This window comes from Pedobacter nutrimenti (genome assembly GCF_003208655.1).
Classification (GTDB): domain Bacteria; phylum Bacteroidota; class Bacteroidia; order Sphingobacteriales; family Sphingobacteriaceae; genus Pedobacter; species Pedobacter nutrimenti.
Genome location: NZ_QKLU01000007.1, coordinates 94,695 through 118,128 on the forward strand (window position 1 = coordinate 94,695; position 23,434 = coordinate 118,128).

8 protein-coding genes are annotated in these 23,434 nt (G+C 48.5%); 6 read left to right on the top strand and 2 right to left on the bottom strand.

Features of this window, described 5'->3' with window-relative positions; genetic code table 11:
* Positions 1–4 precede the first annotated feature (4 nt).
* From B0O44_RS18670 to B0O44_RS18695, 6 genes are read left to right on the top strand one after another with little or no spacing between them, the layout of a single operon-like run.
* Entirely contained in the window at positions 5–3,601 is a 3,597-nt protein-coding gene (locus B0O44_RS18670; protein ID WP_110833624.1) for a tail fiber domain-containing protein, read from the top strand.
* Between the two features lie 24 nt (positions 3,602–3,625).
* On the top strand, positions 3,626–17,557 hold the full coding sequence (locus B0O44_RS18675; protein ID WP_146229870.1) for a hypothetical protein: 13,932 nt from the start codon (positions 3,626–3,628) through the stop codon (positions 17,555–17,557).
* Between the two features lie 13 nt (positions 17,558–17,570).
* The gene (locus B0O44_RS18680) at positions 17,571–19,016 is read left to right on the top strand and encodes a TlpA family protein disulfide reductase (RefSeq protein ID WP_245943706.1); all 1,446 of its coding nucleotides are present in this window, start codon (positions 17,571–17,573) and stop codon (positions 19,014–19,016) included.
* Positions 19,017–19,033: 17 nt separating this feature from the next.
* A complete protein-coding gene (locus B0O44_RS18685; protein WP_110833627.1) occupies positions 19,034–19,786 on the top strand; it encodes a gliding motility-associated C-terminal domain-containing protein in 753 nt (250 codons plus the stop codon).
* A 35-nt stretch (positions 19,787–19,821) separates the two neighbouring features.
* A complete protein-coding gene (locus tag B0O44_RS18690) occupies positions 19,822–20,739 on the top strand; it encodes a PorP/SprF family type IX secretion system membrane protein (protein ID WP_110833628.1) in 918 nt (305 codons plus the stop codon).
* Between the two features lie 56 nt (positions 20,740–20,795).
* Positions 20,796–21,704 carry a DNA-3-methyladenine glycosylase family protein gene (locus B0O44_RS18695; RefSeq protein ID WP_110833629.1) on the top strand — a complete coding sequence of 303 codons (909 nt, stop codon included), beginning with the start codon at positions 20,796–20,798 and terminating at the stop codon, positions 21,702–21,704.
* A 7-nt stretch (positions 21,705–21,711) separates the two neighbouring features.
* On the opposite strand, the gene B0O44_RS18700 is transcribed toward B0O44_RS18695, so the two are convergent.
* Together B0O44_RS18700 and B0O44_RS18705 are read right to left on the bottom strand one after the other, a co-directional pair.
* Positions 21,712–22,413: a 2OG-Fe(II) oxygenase gene (locus B0O44_RS18700; protein WP_110833630.1), complete on the bottom strand. Its 702-nt coding sequence runs from the start codon at positions 22,411–22,413 to the stop codon at positions 21,712–21,714.
* The gene (locus B0O44_RS18705) at positions 22,413–23,258 is read right to left on the bottom strand and encodes a bifunctional helix-turn-helix domain-containing protein/methylated-DNA--[protein]-cysteine S-methyltransferase (RefSeq protein ID WP_110833631.1); all 846 of its coding nucleotides are present in this window, start codon (positions 23,256–23,258) and stop codon (positions 22,413–22,415) included. The genes B0O44_RS18700 and B0O44_RS18705 overlap by 1 nt, the downstream gene beginning before the upstream one ends.
* Between the last annotated feature and the right edge of the window lie 176 nt (positions 23,259–23,434).

The window sequence follows — 23,434 nt, forward strand, 5'->3', positions numbered from 1 at the left end:
GAATATGAACCAGGGGAAAATATACATCAGTGTTTTGCTTTTAATGTTTCTGGCGGTTATTGGTAAAGCACAATCCATAAAACAATTTAGCGGGCAGTTTACCATCTCTTACATCAATGCCAACGGGAACCTTAGCTATGACATTAATGGTACATTTTCAGACCCTGGAAATACATTCAATGCCAGCCAGGTCAAAGCCGGGGACCGGATCATAGACCCCAATGGAAATACTTTTGAAATCGTAACCGTATCGGTGAGCGGAAGCCTGATCAGTACCCAATCAAAAGCTTTTGACAACAATCCGCCCAATATTGGTACGGGGGTCCTTTACCGGCCAAGTCCCAGGGGGTTTCCAATGACAACGATCAATACACCGGCCACTGTACTGACCACGGCAATGAATACGGCAACAATATCCATAGACGATCACATCCCAAATTATAGTTTTGGTTCTGCTCTGCCGGGGTCGGCGGGAAGTATAGGCGATGTGGTCCTCAATTCGGCCGATCAGGGTATTTACAAACTCGGTGCCAGCGGGTGGATTTCTATTCCCGCAGGTAATATTCCAATAGACTACTCCATGCCGGTCACTTCAGCCCCAGCAGGAAATAAAGGGGACCTGATCATGTCTTACTGGGATAATCTGGTGTATGTTTATAATGGCTCTACCTGGGTGGCCCCAACAGCAGTGTCTTCCCTTCCGGTAATGCCTAAGTACGGAGATGTCTTTTATGTAACCGGTGAGAAAAAACTCTACATGAGAACAAATGATAGCCAATGGGTTGTCATCAGTGCTTCAGTTGGGGGCGGACCGGGTACCAGTCAGCCGACCAGTCCGAAACCCGGTGACCTGTTTTTCAATACAGACAACAATACCTTACTGGTATATACCAAAGACGGCAAATGGGTAGAAGTTTCCATCAACGGGTCTATGCCCGGAGGATCATCCAACCCCGACCCGGCAAAAACCAGAGAGGGCAGTATTTTTTACAATACTTCAGAGCATAAATTATATGTCTATAATGGCACGGCCTGGGTACCTATGGACCTGAGCCTTAAAAGCGGCCAGATTTATATAGGCAATATCTCCAATATTGCCAGTGGAGTTACCCTGAGTGGCGACGCTACTCTAAGTAATACAGGGAGACTGATCCTTAAAGATAAGGCAGTGACGGAGGAAAAGCTGGATAAGGCAAATATTTCCCTGAATGGTTTTGGTAATCCTACAGATCATGTACAAATGGGGGATGGCACGAGCAATTTTAAAATTGTCAACCTGAGCGATCCTACCCAGGACCATGACGCCGCTACTAAAAAATACGTGGATGCACAACTTGCCAATCCAAATTTGCTGACTTTGCCCAATAACAATTTATTTGTGGGTAATAGCTCAAACCTGGCCGTGGCCGTGGCAAAAAACCTGATTCCCTTAAGTGGTTTTGATAAAGCGATGGCCAATGTTTCTATGGGAACAGGTGTTGCGGGTGGAAATTTTAAAATCATCAATATGGCCGATCCAGCATCGGCACAGGATGCAGCGACTAAAAACTATGTAGACACCCGGGTACTTAGCCCTTCCAATCTTTCTCTGGCCACCGGTTCTTTCTTTGTGGGAAACAGTACCAACACGGCTACGGCTACTGCAAAAAACCTGATCCCTTTGAGTGGATTTGGGGCAGCAGCAGCAGATGTTTCCTTCGGGGGCTTTAAACTCAGCAATCTGGCAACACCTGCAGCAGATGCAGATGCCGCCACCAAAGCTTATGTCGATGGAAAAGTAATTACTGGTACCAACTTGAGTTTGACAAAAGGAAATTTCTTTGTTGGGGATGCCAGTGGAAAAGCTGCCGATGTGTTAAAAAATACCATTCCTTTGAGTGGCTTTGGTGCTGCGGCGGATGATGTGTCCATTGGCGGGTTTAAGCTGACTAAACTGAAAACACCTGATGCAGATGATGATGCCTCTACCAAAAAATATGTAGATGACCTCTTTAAAACACCGGCATCCATACTAGCCCTTCCAAAAGACAATATGTTCCTGGGGGATGCCACAGGTAAAGCATTGGCTACGCCTAAAAAGAACATCCCGGTGAGCGGTTTTGCAAAGGCAAACGATGTGCTCTATATGGGAGATGCCACCAAACAATATAACATTAATTTTTTGGCCGATCCGCTATACGATCAGGACGCTGCCACTAAAAAATATGTAGATGCTAAAGTTGCCAGTGCTGGTTCTTCTGTTTTGCCGACAGACAATATCCTTGTCGGGGATGCCAGCAACAAAGCCGTACCTGTTGCAAAAAGTGCTGTTCCCTTAAGTGATTTCGGGGCTGCAACCAAAGACCTGTCTCTGGGTAACGGAACAAGCAATTTTAAGATCAGTAACCTGGCCGACCCTCAGGCCGATAATGATGCAGTCAACAAAAAATATGTAGATGCCCTGAGTACTAAAACTCCAACCGGACCGGTTGCACCAGGTAATGCCAAAGCTGGTGATACCTATTACAACACCACCGATAAACGTTTGTATTTTTACAATGGTACAGACTGGCTTCCATTGGACAATAAACTGGAAAAAGGAGAACTGTTTGTAGGTAATGACAAAGCGGTTGCTGTTTCGACCCCAAAAAATACCATTCCTTTAAGCGGTTTTGGTCCGGCTGAAACGGACATCGCAGTAGGTGCAGGTACTAAAAATTTTAAGATCACCAACCTGGCTGATCCGCAAGCTGATAACGATGCCGCAACAAAAAAATATGTAGATTCCAAAACCACCAAAACCCCAACCGGGCCAACTGCACCGGGCGGAACACCTGTTGCGGGAGATACCTATTACAACACCTCTGATAACCGCCTGTATGTGTACAATGGAAGCAGCTGGGTACCTCTGGACAATAAACTTGCAGATGGCAACCTGTATATTGGAAACCCAGCCGGAATTGCCGTGGCCACTCCGAAAAATAATGTGCCTTTAAGTGGTTTCGGATCTGCCCAGGGCGATGTATCTATGGGAACAGATTTCCGGATCACCAACCTGAAAGATCCTGCAGCGGATCAGGACGCTGCCACTAAAAAATATGTCGATGCCAGCGTGCTGGCCGCAGGAAATGCCGGTAAAGACAATCTGGGTAATCATAGGGCAACCGAGAACCTGAAATTATCTGTTTTTTCGGTGAGCAATGATGGTTTGGATGGAAGAGGCTTAAGTTTTGATACCCCTGGAAATGCCAGTTTCGGACAAGATGTAACGGTAAACGGCAATTTTTATACCCCCTCTGACAACAGACTGAAAAGCCATATTGAAACCCTGAGTAGTGTACTGCAGAAAATTGATCAACTCCGCGGGGTAAGGTTTCAGTACAAGGACCAGCATAAATATGCGGCAGGGCCAAAGATCGGGGTCATTGCACAGGAACTTCAGAAAATTTATCCCGAAATGGTCACCAAAGGAAAAGATGGTTTTCTGAAAGTGGATTATACCCAGCTGACCGGTATGCTCATCCAGGCAGTGAAAGAACAGCAAAAAGAAATTGAGCAATTAAAAACAAGGATGGACCGTCAGCAGGAACAGATCAACAGCATCCTGAAAAAAATGAAGTAAATAATAAAATAAGGAGCAGGCGATTTGAAGACCTTCATACATACCATTAAACTGATGCTAATTTTATTGTTCGCCGGGGCTGCTACAGCTTCGGCTCAGCAGTTTTTTAGGGTCATTGGTGGTATTCCGCACCTTCCTGCCGTAGATCCGGCAGTGGTAGCGGCCCCTGTTCAAGGCATGCTCATTTACAGCACAAAGGACCAGCAGCCACTCATCTATAATGGCACGGCCTGGGAATCCCTTTGCAGTAATAACATTAACGTCAGCACGGTTAAAGATTACTTGGAAGTCAAATCCGGGATCCCTTATCTGTCTGCACTTACAAATGTACCTGCCGGAAACATTTCTGCCGGAGGTGTTTATTATTCGAAAACAGAAAAAACCATGATGATCCACGATGGGAACAACTGGAATTCCGTTGCCAAGCTTACTGGAAAAAGTGTTTTCAGTCAGAGCAGTGGTTTTTCAACCAACAGTGGGCTGAAGATTTCCAAGCTCCCGGTTTTGGGTAGCAATCCTGTACCCCTGGGCCTTTCGGCAGGGGCAATGTATGTGAATACAGTATCCAGGGCCCTGCGGTATTACGATGGTGCCGTCTGGAAAGACATCAGCTGTTTGCCGGTCATTTCCACGGTGCCGCCCAATAACATCACCAATATTGCTGCCCGCAGCGGGGCTGATATTAAAAGCAATGGTGGTTCTGCCATTATCCTTCAGGGAATTTGCTGGAGCACCAGCGCCAATCCCGATACGACGTTAAGCACTAAAACCAGGAACCTGGTTACCGGTAAAGATACCGGTATTTTTCCTGGTTTGATCACCGGGCTGCAAGCCAATACGGTGTACCACGTGAGGGCTTATGCCCTCAACAGCTCTGGTATTGTATATGGGGAAGACTTGATTTTTCGAAGTGCGCCTGCTTCCCTGCCAGACATCATCACCCTGGATATTGACAACTTTTCCCCGGTGATGGCCAATAGCGGAGGAGCGATCAACAGCGATGGAGGTGCCCCGATTACCCTCCGGGGAGTCACATGGAGTACGACTGGGGACCCCAAGGACGATCCGGATGCATTTTTTACCCGGGATGGTTCCGGAGTAGGAACTTTCCCGAGCCGGCTCACAGACCTGGTGCGCAATACCACCTATTATGTCAGGGCCTATGCAGACAACATTGCCGGAAGGGCTTATGGAAACTTGCTGCAGTTTACCACACCCATGGCCACTGCACCGGTCCTGAGCTCACCCAATATTAAAATCACAGACATTACCGATGTTTCTGCAGTCAGTGAAGTGACCATTATCAATAACGGCGGGGAAACCGTTATCGAAAGGGGCGTTTGCTGGAGTACCGACAGGGTCAATTATACCTATAATCCTTCCACTACGGTAAACCCAACAGATATCGGGACTTTTCTTTGTAAAATGACAGGCCTTACTTCAGGAACCCTCTATTATGTAAAAGCTTACGCGAAAAACATTATTGGAACCAGTTACAGCAGTGAAACCAGTTTCATCACCACTTCACTGCCCACCCTGACCACCATAATTCCCTATAATTATGATGCGGCCAGCCATGTCAATGGCTGGTTCCCGGGCTATAACGGTACCATTGCCCTGAGTGGGGGAGACATCAGCAGTAACGGGGTTTCCCTGATTACCAAACGCGGAATTGTCTGGGATACCAATGCTGCGCCAACCATAGATTTGAACACCAAAACCGAACAGAGCATTAATGGCAGTGGGATGGGTACTTTTTACCATTACCTGACCAGCCTGACACCAGGCAGCACATATCACGTGAGGGCTTATGCGACCAATAAACTGGGAACGGCTTATGGCGAAGAAATGGTTTTTAAAACCCCACAGGTACCCATTTTAACCACGACAGCAGCAGGGCCAGTGGCCAATACCAGCCTGAGCAGCGGAGGAAGCATTACTGATGACGGAAGAATGCCGGTACACACACGTGGGCTTTGCTGGGCAACAACAGACAATCCAACGGTCGATGGCCAGCATACGGTAAATGGTAGCGGATCAGGAACTTTTCTGAGCAGCATCACCGGGCTGATGGGCAGTACGACGTATTATATCCGTGCTTATGCCATCAATTATGTAGGCATAGGTTATGGAGCAACCCTTGTGGTCAAAACAGCAGCCCCTCAAAAACCAGCGGTAACGACTTTAGCTGCTTCCAGCACTTCCGGCTCCACTTCTGCAGGTGGCGGAGAGGTCACAGACAACGGCGGGGCCGAAGTGACTTCCAGGGGCTTACTCTGGAGTTCCCAACCCGATTTTACACCAGACCTCTCTTCACCAAATAAAACTACAGAAAGCGGGGGAACAGGTCGTTTTAACAGTACTATAAATGGATTAGAGCCTAATAAAACCTATTACGTGCGGGCCTATGCGGTCAACAGTGCCGGAGCAGCTTATGGCGAGGCCCTTTCCTTTAAAACCTTTACCCTGGCTCAGCTGATTACTACTGAGGCGAGCAGTATTACCAGTACCACCGCAGTGAGCGGCGGGGATATTTTTAGCGACGGGGGTGATAAAGTGACTTCCAGCGGTATTGTCTGGAGTACCAAACCCAATCCAACCAGGGACCTTCCCAGCCGGACACAAGGCGGAACAGGAGTAGGTAGTTTCATACATAGCCTTACTGAACTGATGGGCAATACGACCTATTATGTAAGGGCTTATGCAGTAAACCGGGCAGGAACAGCCTATGGAAATGAAATCACCTTTAACACAGCGCCAGCCATATTGCCAAGCCTGAAAACAGAGGAAGCGACCGAAATTACGGGAAAAACAGTAAAGAGCGGGGGCCGGATCATCAGCAATGGCGGAGCCGAACTGATCATGACGGGTATGGTCTGGAGCCAGACCCAGGGCTTTTTACCCGATACAGTGGTCAACAATAAAACCATTCAGCAGGATGCGGGAAGCTTTATCAGTATGATAAAAGGTCTGCAACCAGGTACGACTTATTATGCACGCGCTTATGCCGCCAATTCCGTTGGTCTGGTTTATGGAAATGAAATTGTTTTTAAAACGGCCAGCCTGGCCACACTGACTACCTTAAAACCTGTGGCTTCTTCCATTACCAGTACCTCTGCCACCAGTGGGGGAACGATCATCAGTAACGGAGGTTCCTATATCCAGAGCAACGGGATTTGCTGGGGCACCAGTCCTAATCCAACCCTGGACGATTCCTTTGTGGTTGCCGGCTCCGGTTCGGGAAGTTTTGCCGCAGACCTTAAAGATCTGATGGGTTCTACAACCTATTATGTGCGCGCCTTTGCCACCAATGCAGCAGGTACAGCTTATGGAAATCTCGAAAGTCTGGTCACCAAAGCACCGGTTCCATTGACCATACAAACTTTGCAGGCCACAAACATCAAAGGAACCAGTGCCAGCAGCGGAGGAAATATACTCAGCAGCGGAGGTGCCCTGGTGAGTACTAGGGGGGTGGTCTGGGCAACGAGTGCCGATTTTAAACCCGATACAGTGGTGAGTAGCAGAACGGCAGATACGGGTTACGATAAAGGAATTTTTCAAAGTAATTTAAAAAAACTGAAACCTGGTACGACCTATTATGTACGTGCTTATGCCAGCAGTATTGCCGGTACAGTTTATGGCAACCTGGTGAGTTTCAGTACACCAAAGCTGGCCACGATCACTACCAATACACCAACATTTGTAAGCAACAATACGGCCCAAACCGGTGGTAACATTAGCGATGCGGGCGGTGCGGAAGTGACCGAAAGAGGGGTGGTCTGGAGTACCATTGCCAATTTTGATCCCGAGGATCCCGGTCTTTCCGGTAGGACCAGTGATGGCGGGGGTACTGGAATATTCAACAGCTATCTGAAAGATTTGCTTTCAGACACCAGATATTATGCAAGGGCATACGCGGTGACCAGCGGGGGGACCGCTTTCGGGCAACAGGTCAGTTTTACCACCGGCGCACCAAAGCTTCCTTCCCTGACCACGACCTTGCCAAGTCAGGTGACCGGTACCACGGCCATAGGTGGAGGGGAAATCACAGATGAAGGTGGTGCAGTTGTACAAAGTCAGGGCGTGGTCTGGAGTACACAGGAAAACTTCGACCCTGTAACAGTTACACAAAACAAAACTGTTCAAAATGGTAGTGGAAAAGGTATTTTTACCAGTAACATTATAGGTTTAAGTCCGGGCACAACCTATTACATCAGGGCCTATGCGACCAATAAAGTGGGTACTGCCTATGGCAACCAGTTCAGCTTTATCAGTAGGCCACCCATTCCAATTACTGTAGTGACCACCAAAGCCAGTAGTATTACCGGAACCAGCGCCACCAGCGGTGGGGAAATTACCCGCAATGATGGTTTACTGGTGAGTACCAGGGGAATCCTATGGAGTGTGTATCCTGATTTTAACCCCGATACCATCACTGTCAATAAAACGGCAGAGACGGGTTACGATAAGGGTGTTTTTACCAGTTATTTGAAAAACCTGACACCAGGCACTACCTATTATGTACGGGCTTATGCGGTGAGCAATGCGGGTACAGCTTATGGAGAAGTGATTAGTTTTGTGACGGCCGACCTGGCCACCATTACCACCAATTCTCCCGGACTGATCACCAATACAACAGCCGATTTTGGCGGGAACATTAGTTATTCAGGCGGTTCTAATGTAACCAGCAGGGGCATGATCTGGAGCACCGTTGAAAACTTTATACCGGATCTTTCCACCACCAATAAAACCTATAATGGTAGTGGTACAGGTAGTTTTACGACCACCATCACCGGACTGGTCGCTGATACCAAATATTACTTCCGGGCTTATGCGGTAAACATTGCCGGTGTTGCTTATGGACAGCAGATCGGCATTACCACTTATCCCCCGGTTTTGCCGGAGCTGACGACCACTGCTGCAGTAAGAATTACCGGAACCAGTGCTTCTTCGGGAGGAAACATTACCGATGAGGGCGGAGTGACCGCCGAGATCAGAGGTGTGGTGTGGAGTCTGGTCCCTAATTTCGATCCGGTAAAAGTCACCACCAACAGGACCACGCAAACCGGGGCTGGTAAAGGTATTTTTGTAAGCAATATTGCCGGACTGCAACTGGGTACTACCTATTACATCCGTGCTTATGCCAGCAACCGGGTCGGTACAGCTTATGGAAATGAACTGAGCTTCACCACGCAAACGGTTGCTTCCATTTCCACCATAGCCATTTCAGCCAATACAGGCACTACCGCCATGAGCGGTGGTCTGATCAGTATGGATGGTGGTGCAGCCGTGCTCCAGCAAGGTGTAGTCTGGAGTACCAGTCCGAATCCGACAACTGGTTTGGTGACCAAAACCAGTGATGCAGGTTCCGGACGTTTCAACAGTAAGCTGACCAACCTGAAACCGGCAACCACGTATTATGTAAGGGCCTATGTGATCAATAGCCTGGGTACTTCCTATGGCAATGAAATTGTATTTACCACTAATCCGGTCCTGGCCAGCCTGACCACAACCGATCCGGCCATTACCTCCAATACCACAGCCAGCAGTGGGGGTACCATTACTTTCGATGGCGGTGCGCCAATTACCGAAAGGGGTATTGTCTGGAGCAGCCAGGCCAATTTCAAACCAGATACCGTTAAAACCAACCGGACTTCAGACGGTCAGGGAGATGGTACATTTATGTCGGATCTGACTGATCTGGTAAAAAGCACCACTTATTATGTTCGTGCCTATGCCACCAATGCTGCCGGTACGGCTTATGGCAATCAGTTAACGGTAACCATATTTGCCACCTCCCCAATTCTGATCACTAAAAAAGTAACCAGTATTGCGGGCTACACTGCTATAAGCGGTGGGATCATAACCAGCGATGGTGGGGCAACAGTAACCAAACGCGGAATTGTCTGGAGTACTTCACAAAATCCAACCATTGCCCTGTCTACCAAAACCAGCGATCCGGATGCAGGTGACGGGACCTTCAGCAGCGCCTTGTCCGGTTTACAGCAAAATACCCTGTATTATGTCAGGGCTTATGCCATAAATGCCATAGGAGTAGCTTATGGTCTGGAAGAATCTTTCTTTACCCTGGCCCTGCCTACCTTAACAGCCACCACAGAAGTCACCAATATCCGTTCTACGACGGCCAGTAGCGGAGGGGAAATTACCGACGATGGACGTACACCAATTCTGAGCAGGGGTATTGTATGGAGTACCTACAGTGGCCCAACCATTAGCCTGGGCACAAAAACCGTAGACAATGTGACCAAAGGAATCGGGGTGTTCAGTGCAAACATGAGCGGACTTGCCCCAAATACCACCTATTATGTCCGTGCCTACGCCAGCAATAGTGTTGGGGTCAATTATGGAAGTGAAAGGGTATTCAAAACCAATATCGTTTCTCTGCCAACACTCACCACTGCTGCGGTAAGTTCTATCCAGGGCACCTCGGCCATGGGTGGAGGAGAAGTCATAGACGATGGTGGAATGCCGGTGGTGACCCGGGGAATTGTCTGGAGCACCAGTACAGGGCCAACCATTGCCCTAAGCACCAAAATTGTAAATGGTACTGCAGGAACAGGAAGCTATAGCAATGTGTTTGCAGGACTGGTTCCGGGAACCACTTATTATGTACGGGCTTATGCGACAAATAGTGTGGGAACGGCCTATGGTAATGAAGTGAGTTTTACCAGTTCTGCGGTACTACCAACATTGAGTAATGTGACCCTTTCCAATGTCAAAATGACCTCGGCCGATGGGGCGGCAACATTAACCTTTAATGGGGGAGCGGCCATAAGCGACCTGGGTTTTGTATGGAACACTGTAGACACCATTCCGGCAACAGGCAACAGGTTTAGCGCTGGACCAAACGGCACAGCCATTTCCGGAACAATCAGCGGTTTGCTGCCAAACACGAAATACTTTGTATGGGCTTATGGAAGCAACACAATAGGTACAGGTTACAGTACAAAATCGACAGTACTTACTACACCAACCCTGCCAACCATCACCACAACAAAGCCAAGTGCCATTACGCAAAGCACAGCCAGTTCTGGTGGTACAGTGACTAATGATGGTGGTGCGGCCGTTACGGCAAAAGGAATTGTCTGGAGCACCGATAAGGATCCGACAACAGATTTGACAACAAAAACACTTAACGGAACAGGACTTGGTGGTTTTGCCAGCAGCATCACCGGTCTGACCAAAGGCACTAAATATTATGTACGTGCCTATGCAGTCAACAGCATGGGAACGGCTTATGGCAACCTCGACAGCCTGAGTACACTGGATATCCCGGTACTGACTACTACACCTGCCAGCAATATTGCCAGTACCTCGGCCAGCAGCGGCGGGGAGATCACCAGCGATGGCGGGACAGCGGTTACCGTAAGAGGCGTGGTCTGGGATAAAGCAAAAGACCCAACCATTGCACTAAGTACTAAAACTTCCAATGGTACAGGAAAAGGAATATTCGTCAGCAGCCTTACACCTTTATCCCTGGCCACTAAATATTATTTCAGGGCTTATGCCACCAATAGTGTAGGTACGGCTTATGGTAATCTGGACAGCTTAAAAACACCGGCGGTTCTTCCTGTGGTCAGTGTGGTTAAGTTATCGGACATGACCGAAACCACTGTAACAGGTACATCGGAAGTCACCTATGATGGCGGGGCCGATGTCACGGCAAGGGGGCTGGTCTGGAATACGACCGGAAATCCAACGCTGGAAAACAGTACAGTTGTACCGGCCGGTACGGGAACAGGTGGCTTCAGCGGTCTGGTGGAAGGACTGGAAGAGGGCCTTACTTTTTACATCAGAGGTTATGCTACCAATAGTGTTGGAACAGGTTACAGTACGGACGTTGCCAGTTTCCAGATCTGTAAACCCGTAACGGTGATCCACAGAGCCGGATTGAACGGAGCTCCTGCGGATAAAACCATTACCTATAAACTGATCAATACCAAATTATCGGGTGCTTCCAAATGCTGGATTACTCAGAACCTGGGGTCTGATAAACAGGCAGCTTCACTTGGCGATGCCACAGAAGCCGCATCAGGCTGGTACTGGCAGTTCAACAAATTACAGGGTTATAAATATGATGCGACTGGTACCCGTACACCAAACAATGCATGGACACCATGGATCAATGGTAACGGAGAAAATTTAAACTGGGTAGCGGCCAATGACCCATGTACACAGCTCATGGGTGGGGGATGGCGCATCCCTACTTCTGCAGAATGGGCGGCGGTCTCTGCTGCACCGCAAAGCTGGACTACAACAGCCATGGCTTATGCTTCAGAACTGAAACTGCATGCTGCTGGAAATACCAATTACACAGGAGGGCTCCTGGCACGCGGAACGGCCATGAGTTACTGGTCATCGACCCAAAATGCCAGTACCGCTTACGGCAATTACTTCAATGGGCTGGGCATGACTACAGCCGATAAAGCCTCGGCATTGCCGCTGCGTTGTTTGCGGGATATGATTATAAAGAGTGTTCCGACGGTGACCAATGTATCGGCTCCTGTTTCGGGGATGACGGTCAATACCGCTGAAGGTGCTGCAACCGTGACTAATGATGGTGGAGTAGCGGTTACCGCAAGAGGACTGGTCTGGAATACCACTGGAAACCCAACATTGGACGATAACGTTATGGCATCAGGTTCAGGAACAGGAGATTTTAAAGCCCTTCTGCTCAATCTGGAAGAAGGCCCGACCTATTATGTCCGTGCTTATGCGACCAATAGTGAAGGAACAGCCTATAGCCCGCTGGTGACCAGCTTTAAAATCTGTAATCCATTTACGGTGATCCACCGGGAAGGATTAAACGGTGCACCGGTAGACAAGACGGTTACTTATAAAACCATCAGCACCAGCGTTTCAGGTGCTGCCCGTTGCTGGATTGCACAGAACCTGGGCGCTGACCAGCAGGCGATCAGCCTGACCGATAATACAGAACTTTCATCGGGCTGGTACTGGCAATTCAACAAAATACAAGGCTTTAAATACGATGTGGTTACTGGTGCCCGTACACCAAATTATGCCTGGGTACCTTGGATTACCAGTAACGGAGAAAATTCAAACTGGGTTGCCGCTAAAGATCCTTGTACACAATTGCTTGGATTGAGCTGGCGTTTGCCAACTTCTACAGAATGGGCTGCAGTATCTGCACCGCCTCAGTACTGGACAGCCACTACACAGGCCTATGCTTCAGAACTGAAACTGCATGCGGCGGGCAGTACCAATACTTCGGGCGGTTTAGGCGGTAGGGGTAGCGGTATGGCTTATTGGTCATCGACTCAAAATGTAAACACCTCTTATGGCAATTATTTCCTAGGAACAGGCATTACCACTGCTGATAAAGCCGCCGCATTGCCGGTTCGCTGCCTGAGGGATATGATCGTTAAAAACCTGCCAACGGTAACCAATGTGGTAGTGCCGGTTTCGGGGATGACTGAAAACAGTGCGGCCGGATCGGCAACAGTTGCCACCGATGGTGGTGCAGCAGTAACCGCCAGAGGGCTGGTCTGGAACACCACCGGAACCCCAACAACCGCCGACAACGTGATCGCGTTGGGTGCAAGCACAGGCGACATTAGCGGTGTACTGAGTGGCCTGGAAGAAGGTCCAACCTATTATGTCCGTGCTTTTGCGACCAATAGTGAAGGAACAGCTTACAGTCCACTGGTGACCAGCTTTAAAATCTGTAATCCATTTACAGTGATCCACAGGGCTGGCTTAAACGGTGCACCGGCAGATAAAACAGTTACTTATAAAACGGTCAGTACCAGTCTTTCAGGAGCAGCCCGCTGCTGGATTACCCAGAATCTTGGATCTGACCAGCAGGCCGGAGCATTGGGAGATGCTTCAGAACCTTCATCGGGCTGGTATTGGCAGTTTAATAAAATACAAGGTTATAAATATGATGCCACAGGTTCCCGTACGCCAAATAATGGCTGGGTTCCATGGATCAACAGCAACGGAGAAAATTCCAACTGGCTGCCAGCCAACGACCCATGTATCTTGTTGCTGGGCACCAGCTGGAGGCTTCCAACTTCAGCAGAGTGGGTTTCGGTGTATACACCACCGCAAAACTGGACCACAACGGCCATGGCTTATGCCTCAGAACTGAAACTGCATGCTGCTGGAAATACCAATTACACAGGAGGGCTCCTGGCACGCGGAACGGCCATGAGTTACTGGTCATCGACCCAAAATGCCAGTACCGCTTATGGCAATTACTTCAATGGTACTGCAGTGACTACTGCCGATAAAGCCTCGGCATTGCCTGTGCGTTGTTTGCGTGATATGATTGTTAAAAGCCTTCCGGCGGTAACCAATGTAGTGGTTCCTGTTTCGGGGATGACGGTCAATACCGCTGAAGGTTCAGCAACAGTGACCGGTGATGGTGGTACAGCGGTTACCGCAAGAGGACTGGTCTGGAATACCACCGGAACGCCGACAACCGATGACAATATCATTGCAGCCGGTTCAGGAACAGGAGATTTCAAATCCCTGCTGAAAGATCTGGAAGAAGGTCCGACCTATTATGTTCGTGCCTTTGCCACCAATAGTGCAGGTACGGCCTACAGCACAGTGGTGACCAGCTTTAAAATCTGTAATCCATTTACGGTGATCCACAGGGAAGGTTTAAATGGTGCACCGGTAGACAAGACGGTTACCTATAAAACCATCAGCACCAGCGTTTCAGGTGCTGCCCGTTGCTGGATTGCCCAAAACCTGGGCGCTGACCAGCAGGCGATTAGCCTGACCGATAATACAGAACTTTCATCGGGCTGGTACTGGCAGTTCAACAAAATACAAGGCTTTAAGTACGATGCGGCAGGTGCCCGCAGTCCAAATAATGCCTGGGTACCCTGGATCACCAGTAACGGAGAAAACTTAAGCTGGGTTGCCGCCAAAGACCCATGTACCTTATTATTGGGTGCGAGCTGGCGTTTGCCAACTTCTACAGAGTGGGCTGCAGTAGCTGCACCGCCTCAGTACTGGACTGCCACTACACAGGCCTATGCCTCAGAACTGAAACTGCATGCGGCGGGCAGTACCAATACTTCGGGTGGTTTAGGCGGTAGGGGTAGCGGTATGGCTTACTGGTCATCGACCCAAAATGCAAACAGCTCTTATGGCAATTATTTCCTGGGAACAGGGATTACCACTGCTGATAAAGCCGCCGCATTGCCGGTTCGCTGCCTGAGGGATATGATCGTTAAAAACCTGCCGACTTTAACCAATGTGGTAGTGCCGGTTTCGGGGATGACTGAAAACAGTGCGGCCGGATCGGCAACAGTTGCCACCGATGGTGGTGCAGCAGTAACCGCCAGGGGGCTGGTCTGGAACACCACCGGCACCCCAACAACCGCCGACAACGTGATCCCTTTGGGTAAAAATACTGGCGACATCAGTGGTGTACTGAACAGTCTGGAGGAAGGTCCGACCTATTATGTCCGTGCTTTTGCGACCAATAGTGAAGGAACAGCTTACAGTCCGCTGGTGACCAGCTTTAAAATCTGTAATCCATTTACAGTGATCCACAGGGCTGGCTTAAACGGTGCGCCTGCAGATAAAACAGTCACGTATAAAACGGTCAGCACTAGTCTTTCAGGAGCAGCCCGCTGCTGGATTACCCAGAACTTGGGATCTGACCAGCAGGCTACAGCATTAGGAGATGCCACAGAAGCTTCGTCGGGCTGGTACTGGCAGTTTAATAAAATACAAGGCTTTAAATACGATGCGGCCGGTGCCCGTACGCCAAACAATGGCTGGGTCTCCTGGATCACCAGCAATGGAGAAAGTTCCAACTGGGTAACAGGCAATGACCCATGTACTTTGTTGCTGGGTACCAGCTGGAGGCTTCCGACTTCAGCAGAGTGGGTTTCGGTGTATACACCACCACAAAACTGGACCACAACGGCCATGGCTTATGCCTCAGAACTGAAGCTGCACGCGGCAGGAAATACCAATTACACAGGAGGACTCCTGGCACGTGGAACGGCCATGAGTTACTGGTCATCGACCCAAAATGCCAGTACCGCTTATGGCAATTACTTCAATGGTACTGCAGTGACTACTGCCGACAAAGCTTCGGCCTTGCCTGTACGTTGTTTACGTGATATGATTGTTAAAAGCCTTCCTTCGGTGACCAATGTCACTGTGCCTGTTGCCGATATGACGACCAGCTCGGCCAAAGGTTATGCCACCGTAACGCTCGATGGTGGGTCAGCGGTTACCGCAAGAGGATTGGTTTGGAATACCAAAGGAAATCCAACGATAGCGGATAAAGTGATTGCATTGGGCGTAAATACAGGTGACATCAGTGGCGTGATGCAAAACCTGGAAGAAGGCCCAACCTATTATGTACGCGCTTTTGCAACCAACGCTGCAGGTACCACCTACAGTCCACTGGTCACCAGCTTTAAGATCTGTAATCCATTTACCGTGATCCACAGAGAAGGTTTAAATGGTGCACCTGTAGATAAAACGGTTATCTATAAAACCATCAGTACCAGTGTTTCTGGTGCTGCCCGTTGCTGGATCGCGCAGAACCTGGGTGCGGATCAGCAGGCAGGTTCTTTTGCTGACAATACAGAAACTTCATCGGGCTGGTACTGGCAGTTCAACAAAATACAGGGCTATAAATATGATGCGCCTAGTGGTGCCCGCACACCAAATTATGGCTGGGTTCCATGGGTCGGATCTAACGGAGAAAACTCAAGCTGGGCCACAGCCAAAGACCCATGTGCCTTGTTATTGGGGGCAAGCTGGCGCTTACCAACTTCTACAGAATGGACTGCAGTGTCTGCACCGCCTCAGTACTGGACAGCCGCTACACAAGCCTATGCTTCAGAACTGAAACTTCATGCGGCGGGCAGTACCAATACCTCGGGTGGCCTGGGCGGAAGGGGCAGCGGAATGGCTTACTGGTCATCGACCCAAAATGCAAACACCTCTTATGGTAATTACTTCCTGGGAACAGGTGTTTCCACTGCGGATAAGGGCGCTGCATTACCAGTTCGTTGCTTAAGGGATACCATTGTGGCCAGTAAACCAGCGGTAACCAATGTCATGCTGCCTACTGCAAAAATGACTTCCAGCACGGCCGAGGGCTCTGCAACCATTGCCCTGGAAGGAAGTGCTCCGGTAACCTCAAGAGGACTGGTCTGGAATACAACCGGTAACCCGGTTCTTTCAGATTTTAGCCTGGCTTTGGGCAGCGGTACAGGTCCGGTTACCGGAACCCTGACCGGGCTTACAGAAGGCCCGACTTATTATGTCCGGGCCTATGCAACCAATAGCGAAGGCACCATATACAGTCCGGTGGTCAGCAGTTTTAAAATCTGTAATCCTTTGACCGTTTCACATACTGCAGGGACTGTCGCCCCGGTAGATAAAACGGTGACTTATGGAACGGTCAGCAGCAGTGTTTCCGGTGCGGCCAAATGCTGGATCACCCAAAACCTGGGTGCCGATCAGCAGGCCACAGCATTGAATGATGCAACTGAAGCCTCTGCCGGCTGGTACTGGGCCTTTAACCGCGTCCAGGGTTTTAAATTTGATGCTGCCGGCAGGACCCCTACCGCAGCACAGAAAGCCTGGGTAAATTCCAACGGGGAAAATTCCAGCTGGACAGCGGCAAATGATCCATGTACCCTGCTTTTAGGTGCAGGGTGGCGCTTGCCAAGTTCGGCAGAATGGGTTGCCGTGTACTCACCACCTCAATACTGGACCACACAAGCCCTGGCTTATGCTTCAGAATTAAAACTGCACGCGGCCGGAAATACCAATTATGCCGGAGGGCTGCTGTCAAGGGGAACGGCCATGAATTACTGGTCCTCTACCCAGAACGCAAGTACCGCTTATGGAAATTGTTTTAGCGGTACACTGGTCACAACGGCCGATAAAGCTTCTGCTTTACCCATTCGCTGTTTAAAAGATTAAAATTGAAATGAAAATGATCCGTAAAAAATATACAAACAAATCCTGCCGGCTGCTCCTGGCATTGATGGGGCTGGGCGGTGTTTCTGCCTCAGCGCAACAGCAGGACCTGAACTTAAAAATCCATTTGTCCGGTGTCTATAAAACAAAGATCAGCCTGCTTACCTTAAATAACCTGGCGGCCAAACCCGTAATAGAAAAAGCGGATGTCAAAAACGGAGAAACCGTTACCTTGAAAATTTCAAGGGAGCTGCTGCCGGCAGAATTTGTCCTACGTTTTGATTATCAGGAAAAAGAAGGCAGCAATCCTTATCCCGGAGAGAAACAGATCATCCTTAACAAACAGGATGTGGAACTCTGGGCAAAGCCCAAAGCCCTGAACCACTCCGACAGTACGTATTTTCAAAAGGAAGAAACCGAGAACAGGCTTTTCGCCAGTTTCACCGAGCAGCAGGCAAAACAAAAGGTACAGCTGGGGCTTTTACAGAACTTTCTGATGAATTATGACCAACCCCAATCGGCATTTTTTATACAGGGCGCCAAAGAATATGAAAACAGAAGACAAGTGTATAACCAATGGATCCTTGACCAGGTCCGGCAGCATAAAAACACTTTTGTCAGCAGCACTTTTATTTTTCAGTATGCCTCTCCGGTGGAGTGGAAAGGTACAGAAAAAGACAGGCTGAACAGCGTGATTGCACATTATTTTGACGACATGGACTTTAAAGATGCCGCGATGATCAGAACTGCAGGCCTGAAGGACTGGATGAACAATTATGTGAACATGTATGGCACCATGGCCACTACGATCCCGCTTCGGGATTCTCTTTTCACCCTGGCTGGGCGAAGGGCTATAGAAAAAGCGAAAAAAGGAGATCCGCTGGTCTATGGCTGGATGGTGGATTATTTTTATGCAGGTTACGAAAGTTTTAACATGACTTCTGGTATAAAAATGCTGGAACCTTATTTAAATGACCCGGCCTGTCTGACCAAAAAAAGAAGAGCCATAGAACAACGGCTTAAAGGCATAGAAAGCCTGGTTGCCGGAAGCATTGCCCCGGATTTTAACTGGAAACTGGCTTCGGGTAAAAGCATCCGTTTTCACGAATTTAAAACAGAAGCAAAATATAAACTGGTGTTGTTCTGGTCGGCCGAATGCCAGCATTGTAAGGAACTGATGGAAAAATTATATCCCTGGTACCTGCAGGCTTCCAGGAGCGAGATGATGGAGGTGTTTGCCATCAGCCTGGACGAAACTGAAACAGAAATTCCGGCCTGGGAACAAGAAAAATTAAAGCTGCCTGCCTTTAAACATAAACGTGCAGAACAAGGGATCCGGAGCCCCGAGGCTGCGGACTATTTTGTGCTGTCTACGCCAACAATGGTGCTGGTGGACAGCAAGAGTAATAAAATCGTGTCCCTGCCCGAAAGCGTGGAACAGCTGCAGGCCGGAATGAAATAAAGTATAGGATAAAAGAAATGAAAAAATTAGCATTGATACCTGCCATTTTACTGCTCATGAGCGGGCTGAGGTTAAGCGCACAATTGAAGGTGGGTTCCGAAGGTATGCTCATTCAGGATGGAACAGTGTTTTTTTCCGAAGGCTTGACCCTGGTCCCTTCGGGTAGCCTGGCATTGAACAACCTTAGCCTGGTTAGAAATTCGACAGTGGTCATCTGGCCCAAATTCAACAGCATTCAGCGCATGCACCGTTTCAGTAAGCCGGTCGCTTTTAAAGGAGAACTCTCCATGAATTACCTGGAAGAAGAACTGAACGGCAATGAGGCTAAAAAACTAAGCCTGGCCTATGCCAAGGTGACCAGTACCAATTACAAGGATTTTCAGACGGTGAAAGAAAGTGTGGTGGACCCGAAAGCCCGGTACATCGGACAACTGTTTACCGAGGCCATTAACCTGTCAGACCTGACGGCGGTAAACCTGGAACCTGCGACCGATCCTTATAAGGAAATAGAGGCGAATAATATGATTACCCCAAATGGTGATGGGGTGAACGATACCTGGGTGGTTAAAAACATCCATTTATTTCCTAACAACGAACTGCGCATCTTTGACCGGGAAGGCCGGATTGTTTTTATGATGTTTGGTTATGACAATTCCTGGAACGGGCAGTTTAACGGAAATCCCTTACCTGAAGATACCTATTATTACATTTTAACCTTTGACTCCGGAAGATCGAAAAAAACGGGTTTTATTTCTATCGTCCGGGATTAAAACCACAAAATACAATACGAAAATTGAATACCTACATGACAAAAAATATACGTTTAACCGGAATCCTGTTGCTACTGGCCCTTTGCTGGTCATCCGTAAGAGTCTCTTCACAGATCATTCCGCTGGGGGTGCAGTATTATGAAAACCAGTATATGGGGAACCCGGCATTTGCAGGTTGGGGTGGTGGCCTCACCCTGAACCTGAGCTACCGAAACCAGTGGAAATCCATTCCAGGATCACCGGTCACCATGGCCTTTACCGGTGATTATGGAAAAGATAAGGTAGGGCTGGGCTTGAGCCTGTATTCCGATAAAGCGGGGCTCATTAGCAGGACCCGGGCAGTAGGTACCTATGCCTATCACCTTCCTTTAAACGATGATAAACAATATGTTCATTTTGGGATATCCCTGGGTATGATGAACGAGCGTCTGGATATGCCCAATATCATCGCAGATCCCAATGACCAGTCGGCAGGCCGCTTCAATGAAAGAAAAACTTATCTGGATGGAGATTTTGGAATTGCCTATACCAATGAAAAAGTTACCTTGCAGGGCGCTTTGCCAAACCTAAAAAAACTGTTGAAAAAAGACGACAACAATACCGTAGACCGCACCACTTATTTATTGGCCTTTGCTTATAAAATCGGTAACCCCGCAGAGGCTATTGCACTGGAACCAAAAATCAGTTTCCGTGCAGCCAAAGACATTGAGAACATCTGGGACCTGGGGACCAACCTGAAGTTTCCCGGTGATATGATTTCGGTGATGGGCATGTACCACAGCAATAAAAGCTCTACTTTTGGAATTGGGTTAAACTATAAGGAATTCCTGATTCAGGGGTTTTACACCAGTCAGCTGGCTGCAGAAAGGGTCCGAACCGGAGGGGATTTTGAAATTAACCTGAAAATTCGCCTGTTCAGGAACAAGGATGTGCGGGATGTGAAAGTTTTTTAGGCCACAAAAGCAAGAAACGGGTATTCAGGGAAAGCGCAATCTGTTAACTTTGAAACATGAACAGCCCATTGATTCTGGATTACCCGGTGCCACCCCTTTTTAGTTTTAAAGAATGTCTGTGGTTTTTGAATCGAAACTACGACGACTGTATGCACCGAATCAGTTCGGGTGCCATAACCAAGGCCATTTCCCTGCCGGAGGGAGATTTTTTGATCCGTATAGCAGAACACAGACAAATGATCCGAATGGAAATTCTGGATGGTGCGGATATAGAAAACCACAGAGAGGTGTTGGAGCAATACCTTAAAAATTGGTTTGATCTGGATAGGGATCCCCGGCCTTTGTATGAATTGCTCAAAAAAGACCCGCAGCTGAGTTATATGGTCACTGCTTTTCAGGGGCTCAGGTTGGTGAGTATGCCAGATCTTTTTGAAGCCCTGTGCTGGGGCATCACCGGACAGCAGATCAACCTGAGTTTTGCCTATAAACTCAAAAGAAGACTGGTCGAAAAATATGGACGCAGCATAGAGCATGAAGGAAACGTTTATCACCTTTTTCCAAAACCAACGGCGCTCGCTAAGGCCGGGATCACTGATCTTATGGACATGCAGTTCTCTCAAAAAAAAGCAGAATATCTGATTGGATTGTCAAAGGCTTTTTTAGATGGAACGATCAGTGAAAAAACATTGAAGGCTTTACCTTCTTTAAAGGAAAGGCAACAGGTCCTGACGGCCATTCGGGGCATTGGCCTGTGGACCGCCAACTATGCGCTGATGAAATCTTTCCGGGAAAATTCCTGTATCCCTTATGGAGATGTCGGTTTGCTCAATGCCCTGATCGCCCACGGAATCATGCAGCAAAAAACGGATAGGGAGCAAATGGATCATTTTTTTGAGAAATATAAGGGCTGGGAAAGCTACCTGGTCTTTTACCTCTGGCGAAGCCTGTCCCAGCCTGAGCAATAAGCAGCAGTTAAGTTAAGGCGTCATGAAAAATAATACCAAGTGTATGCCTTTCGCCGCTGCGGACCTCGCTGACCCCATGTTTCATATTGACCCGGTAATAACCTTTGGTTCCCTGCACCGGCCGGAAATTAGTGGTAAATAGAAGCATATCGCCTTTTTTAGGTTGAAGGACAACTGCTTTGGATTGTGCTCTTGGTGTTTGCTGCAGCAGTACAAATTCCCCTCCCTGATAATCTAGGCCTGGTTCATTTAAAAACACGACCAGCTGCAGGGGAAAATAAACTTCGCCATATAAATCCTGGTGCAAGGTATTGAAGCCCCCTTTTCCATATTTTAAAATCAATACCGTTGGCTTGGTTTGCCCCTGAAGCTGGCAAAGTTCTTGCAGTTCTGCCAGGCTTTGCGGGAATTGCCGGTCAATGTTCAACACCCGCATCCAATTGTTGGCAACAGGCGCAATGCGCGGATAAATTCCTGCCCGGAGTTCTCCGATTAGCGGAGGTAGGGGATAACTAAAGTATTTATACTCTCCTAAGCCAAAACGATAGCGTTCCATGACCACGGTTTTGCGGTACAGGCCTGCTGAAGGGTAATCCGCAATCAGGGCCTCGCATTGTGCCTTTCCAAGTAAGCCTGGTACCAGGGCATATCCTGTACCGTTGAGGTCCTGCCGAACCTGTTCCCAGTTGATGTGTTCCAGCTGCTCCATTATTTACCTGCAGTTTGTGCAGCCTCCCAGGCAATCATTGCCGATTTTCGTGTCAGCCCCCAGTGGTAGCCTCCAAATGCGCCTGTAGACTGAATGACCCGGTGACAGGGAATCAAAAAGGCGACAGGGTTATTGCCAATGGCTGTCCCGACTGCCCTGGAAGCTTTTTGATGTTCAATATTCTCAGCAATAGTGGCATAGGTAACCAGTTTTCCGGTTGGGATTTTAAGCAGGGCTTCCCAGACCTTTAGCTGGAAAGGGGTACCTTTCAGGTGTAACTTGATCTTGTCCAGCGAAACCTCTTCTTTACTGAATACCTGCAGCGCCGAGATCTGCAGGGCATCCACAAATTGCTGGTAAGCCGCATTCGGGAAAATTTCCTTTAGCTGGGAAAGTGCCAGGGCTTCTTCTTCTACAAAGGCCATGTGGCAAATGCCCTTTGAGGTAGAAGCAATGATGATTTTTCCAAAAGTGCTGTCTGCAAAACTATAATTGATGGACAACTCCTCACCACCGTTTTTGTATTCTCCTGGTGTCATACCTTCTATATGGATGAATAGATCATGCAGGCGGCCGGTCCCGGAAAGGCCGGTTTCATAAGCGGCATCAAACAGGGTGGCGCCGCGGTCTTTAAGGATGTTTTTAGCATAATCCACGCTCAGGTACTGGATAAACTTTTTTGGGCTCACGCCTGCCCACTGCGTAAAAAGGCGCTGGAAATGAAAAGGACTTAAATGTACTTCCCTGGCAATTTCCTCCAGATCGGGTTGCTGCTTAAAATTCGTTTTGATGTAAGCGATGGCCTGGGCAACCCTGTTGTAATTAATGGAATCCTGTGTGTTCATCACAATTGTTGTTAAATGTATATCAAAGGTAGGACTCCATGCAGGGGTTTAAAACCCGGAACTTGCTCAATTGCACCGCTTTTTCAGGGTGTAGGACCCCTTTTGTAAATTATCAAAAGAAATCGCACCAATCACAGAAAATCAGCTTAAATTTAGCGCCCGGAAACGGTTATATC

Excerpts from the sequence above, each read along its gene's own strand:
- B0O44_RS18670 (WP_110833624.1), top strand. The coding sequence starts at position 5 with ATGAACCAGGGGAAAATATACATCAGTGTTTTGCTTTTAATGTTTCTG.
- B0O44_RS18680 (WP_245943706.1), top strand. The coding sequence starts at position 17,571 with ATGATCCGTAAAAAATATACAAACAAATCCTGCCGGCTGCTCCTGGCA.
- B0O44_RS18685 (WP_110833627.1), top strand. The coding sequence starts at position 19,034 with ATGAAAAAATTAGCATTGATACCTGCCATTTTACTGCTCATGAGCGGG.
- B0O44_RS18690 (WP_110833628.1), top strand. The coding sequence starts at position 19,822 with ATGACAAAAAATATACGTTTAACCGGAATCCTGTTGCTACTGGCCCTT.
- B0O44_RS18695 (WP_110833629.1), top strand. The coding sequence starts at position 20,796 with ATGAACAGCCCATTGATTCTGGATTACCCGGTGCCACCCCTTTTTAGT.
- B0O44_RS18700 (WP_110833630.1), bottom strand. The coding sequence starts at position 22,413 with ATGGAGCAGCTGGAACACATCAACTGGGAACAGGTTCGGCAGGACCTC.
- B0O44_RS18705 (WP_110833631.1), bottom strand. The coding sequence starts at position 23,258 with ATGAACACACAGGATTCCATTAATTACAACAGGGTTGCCCAGGCCATC.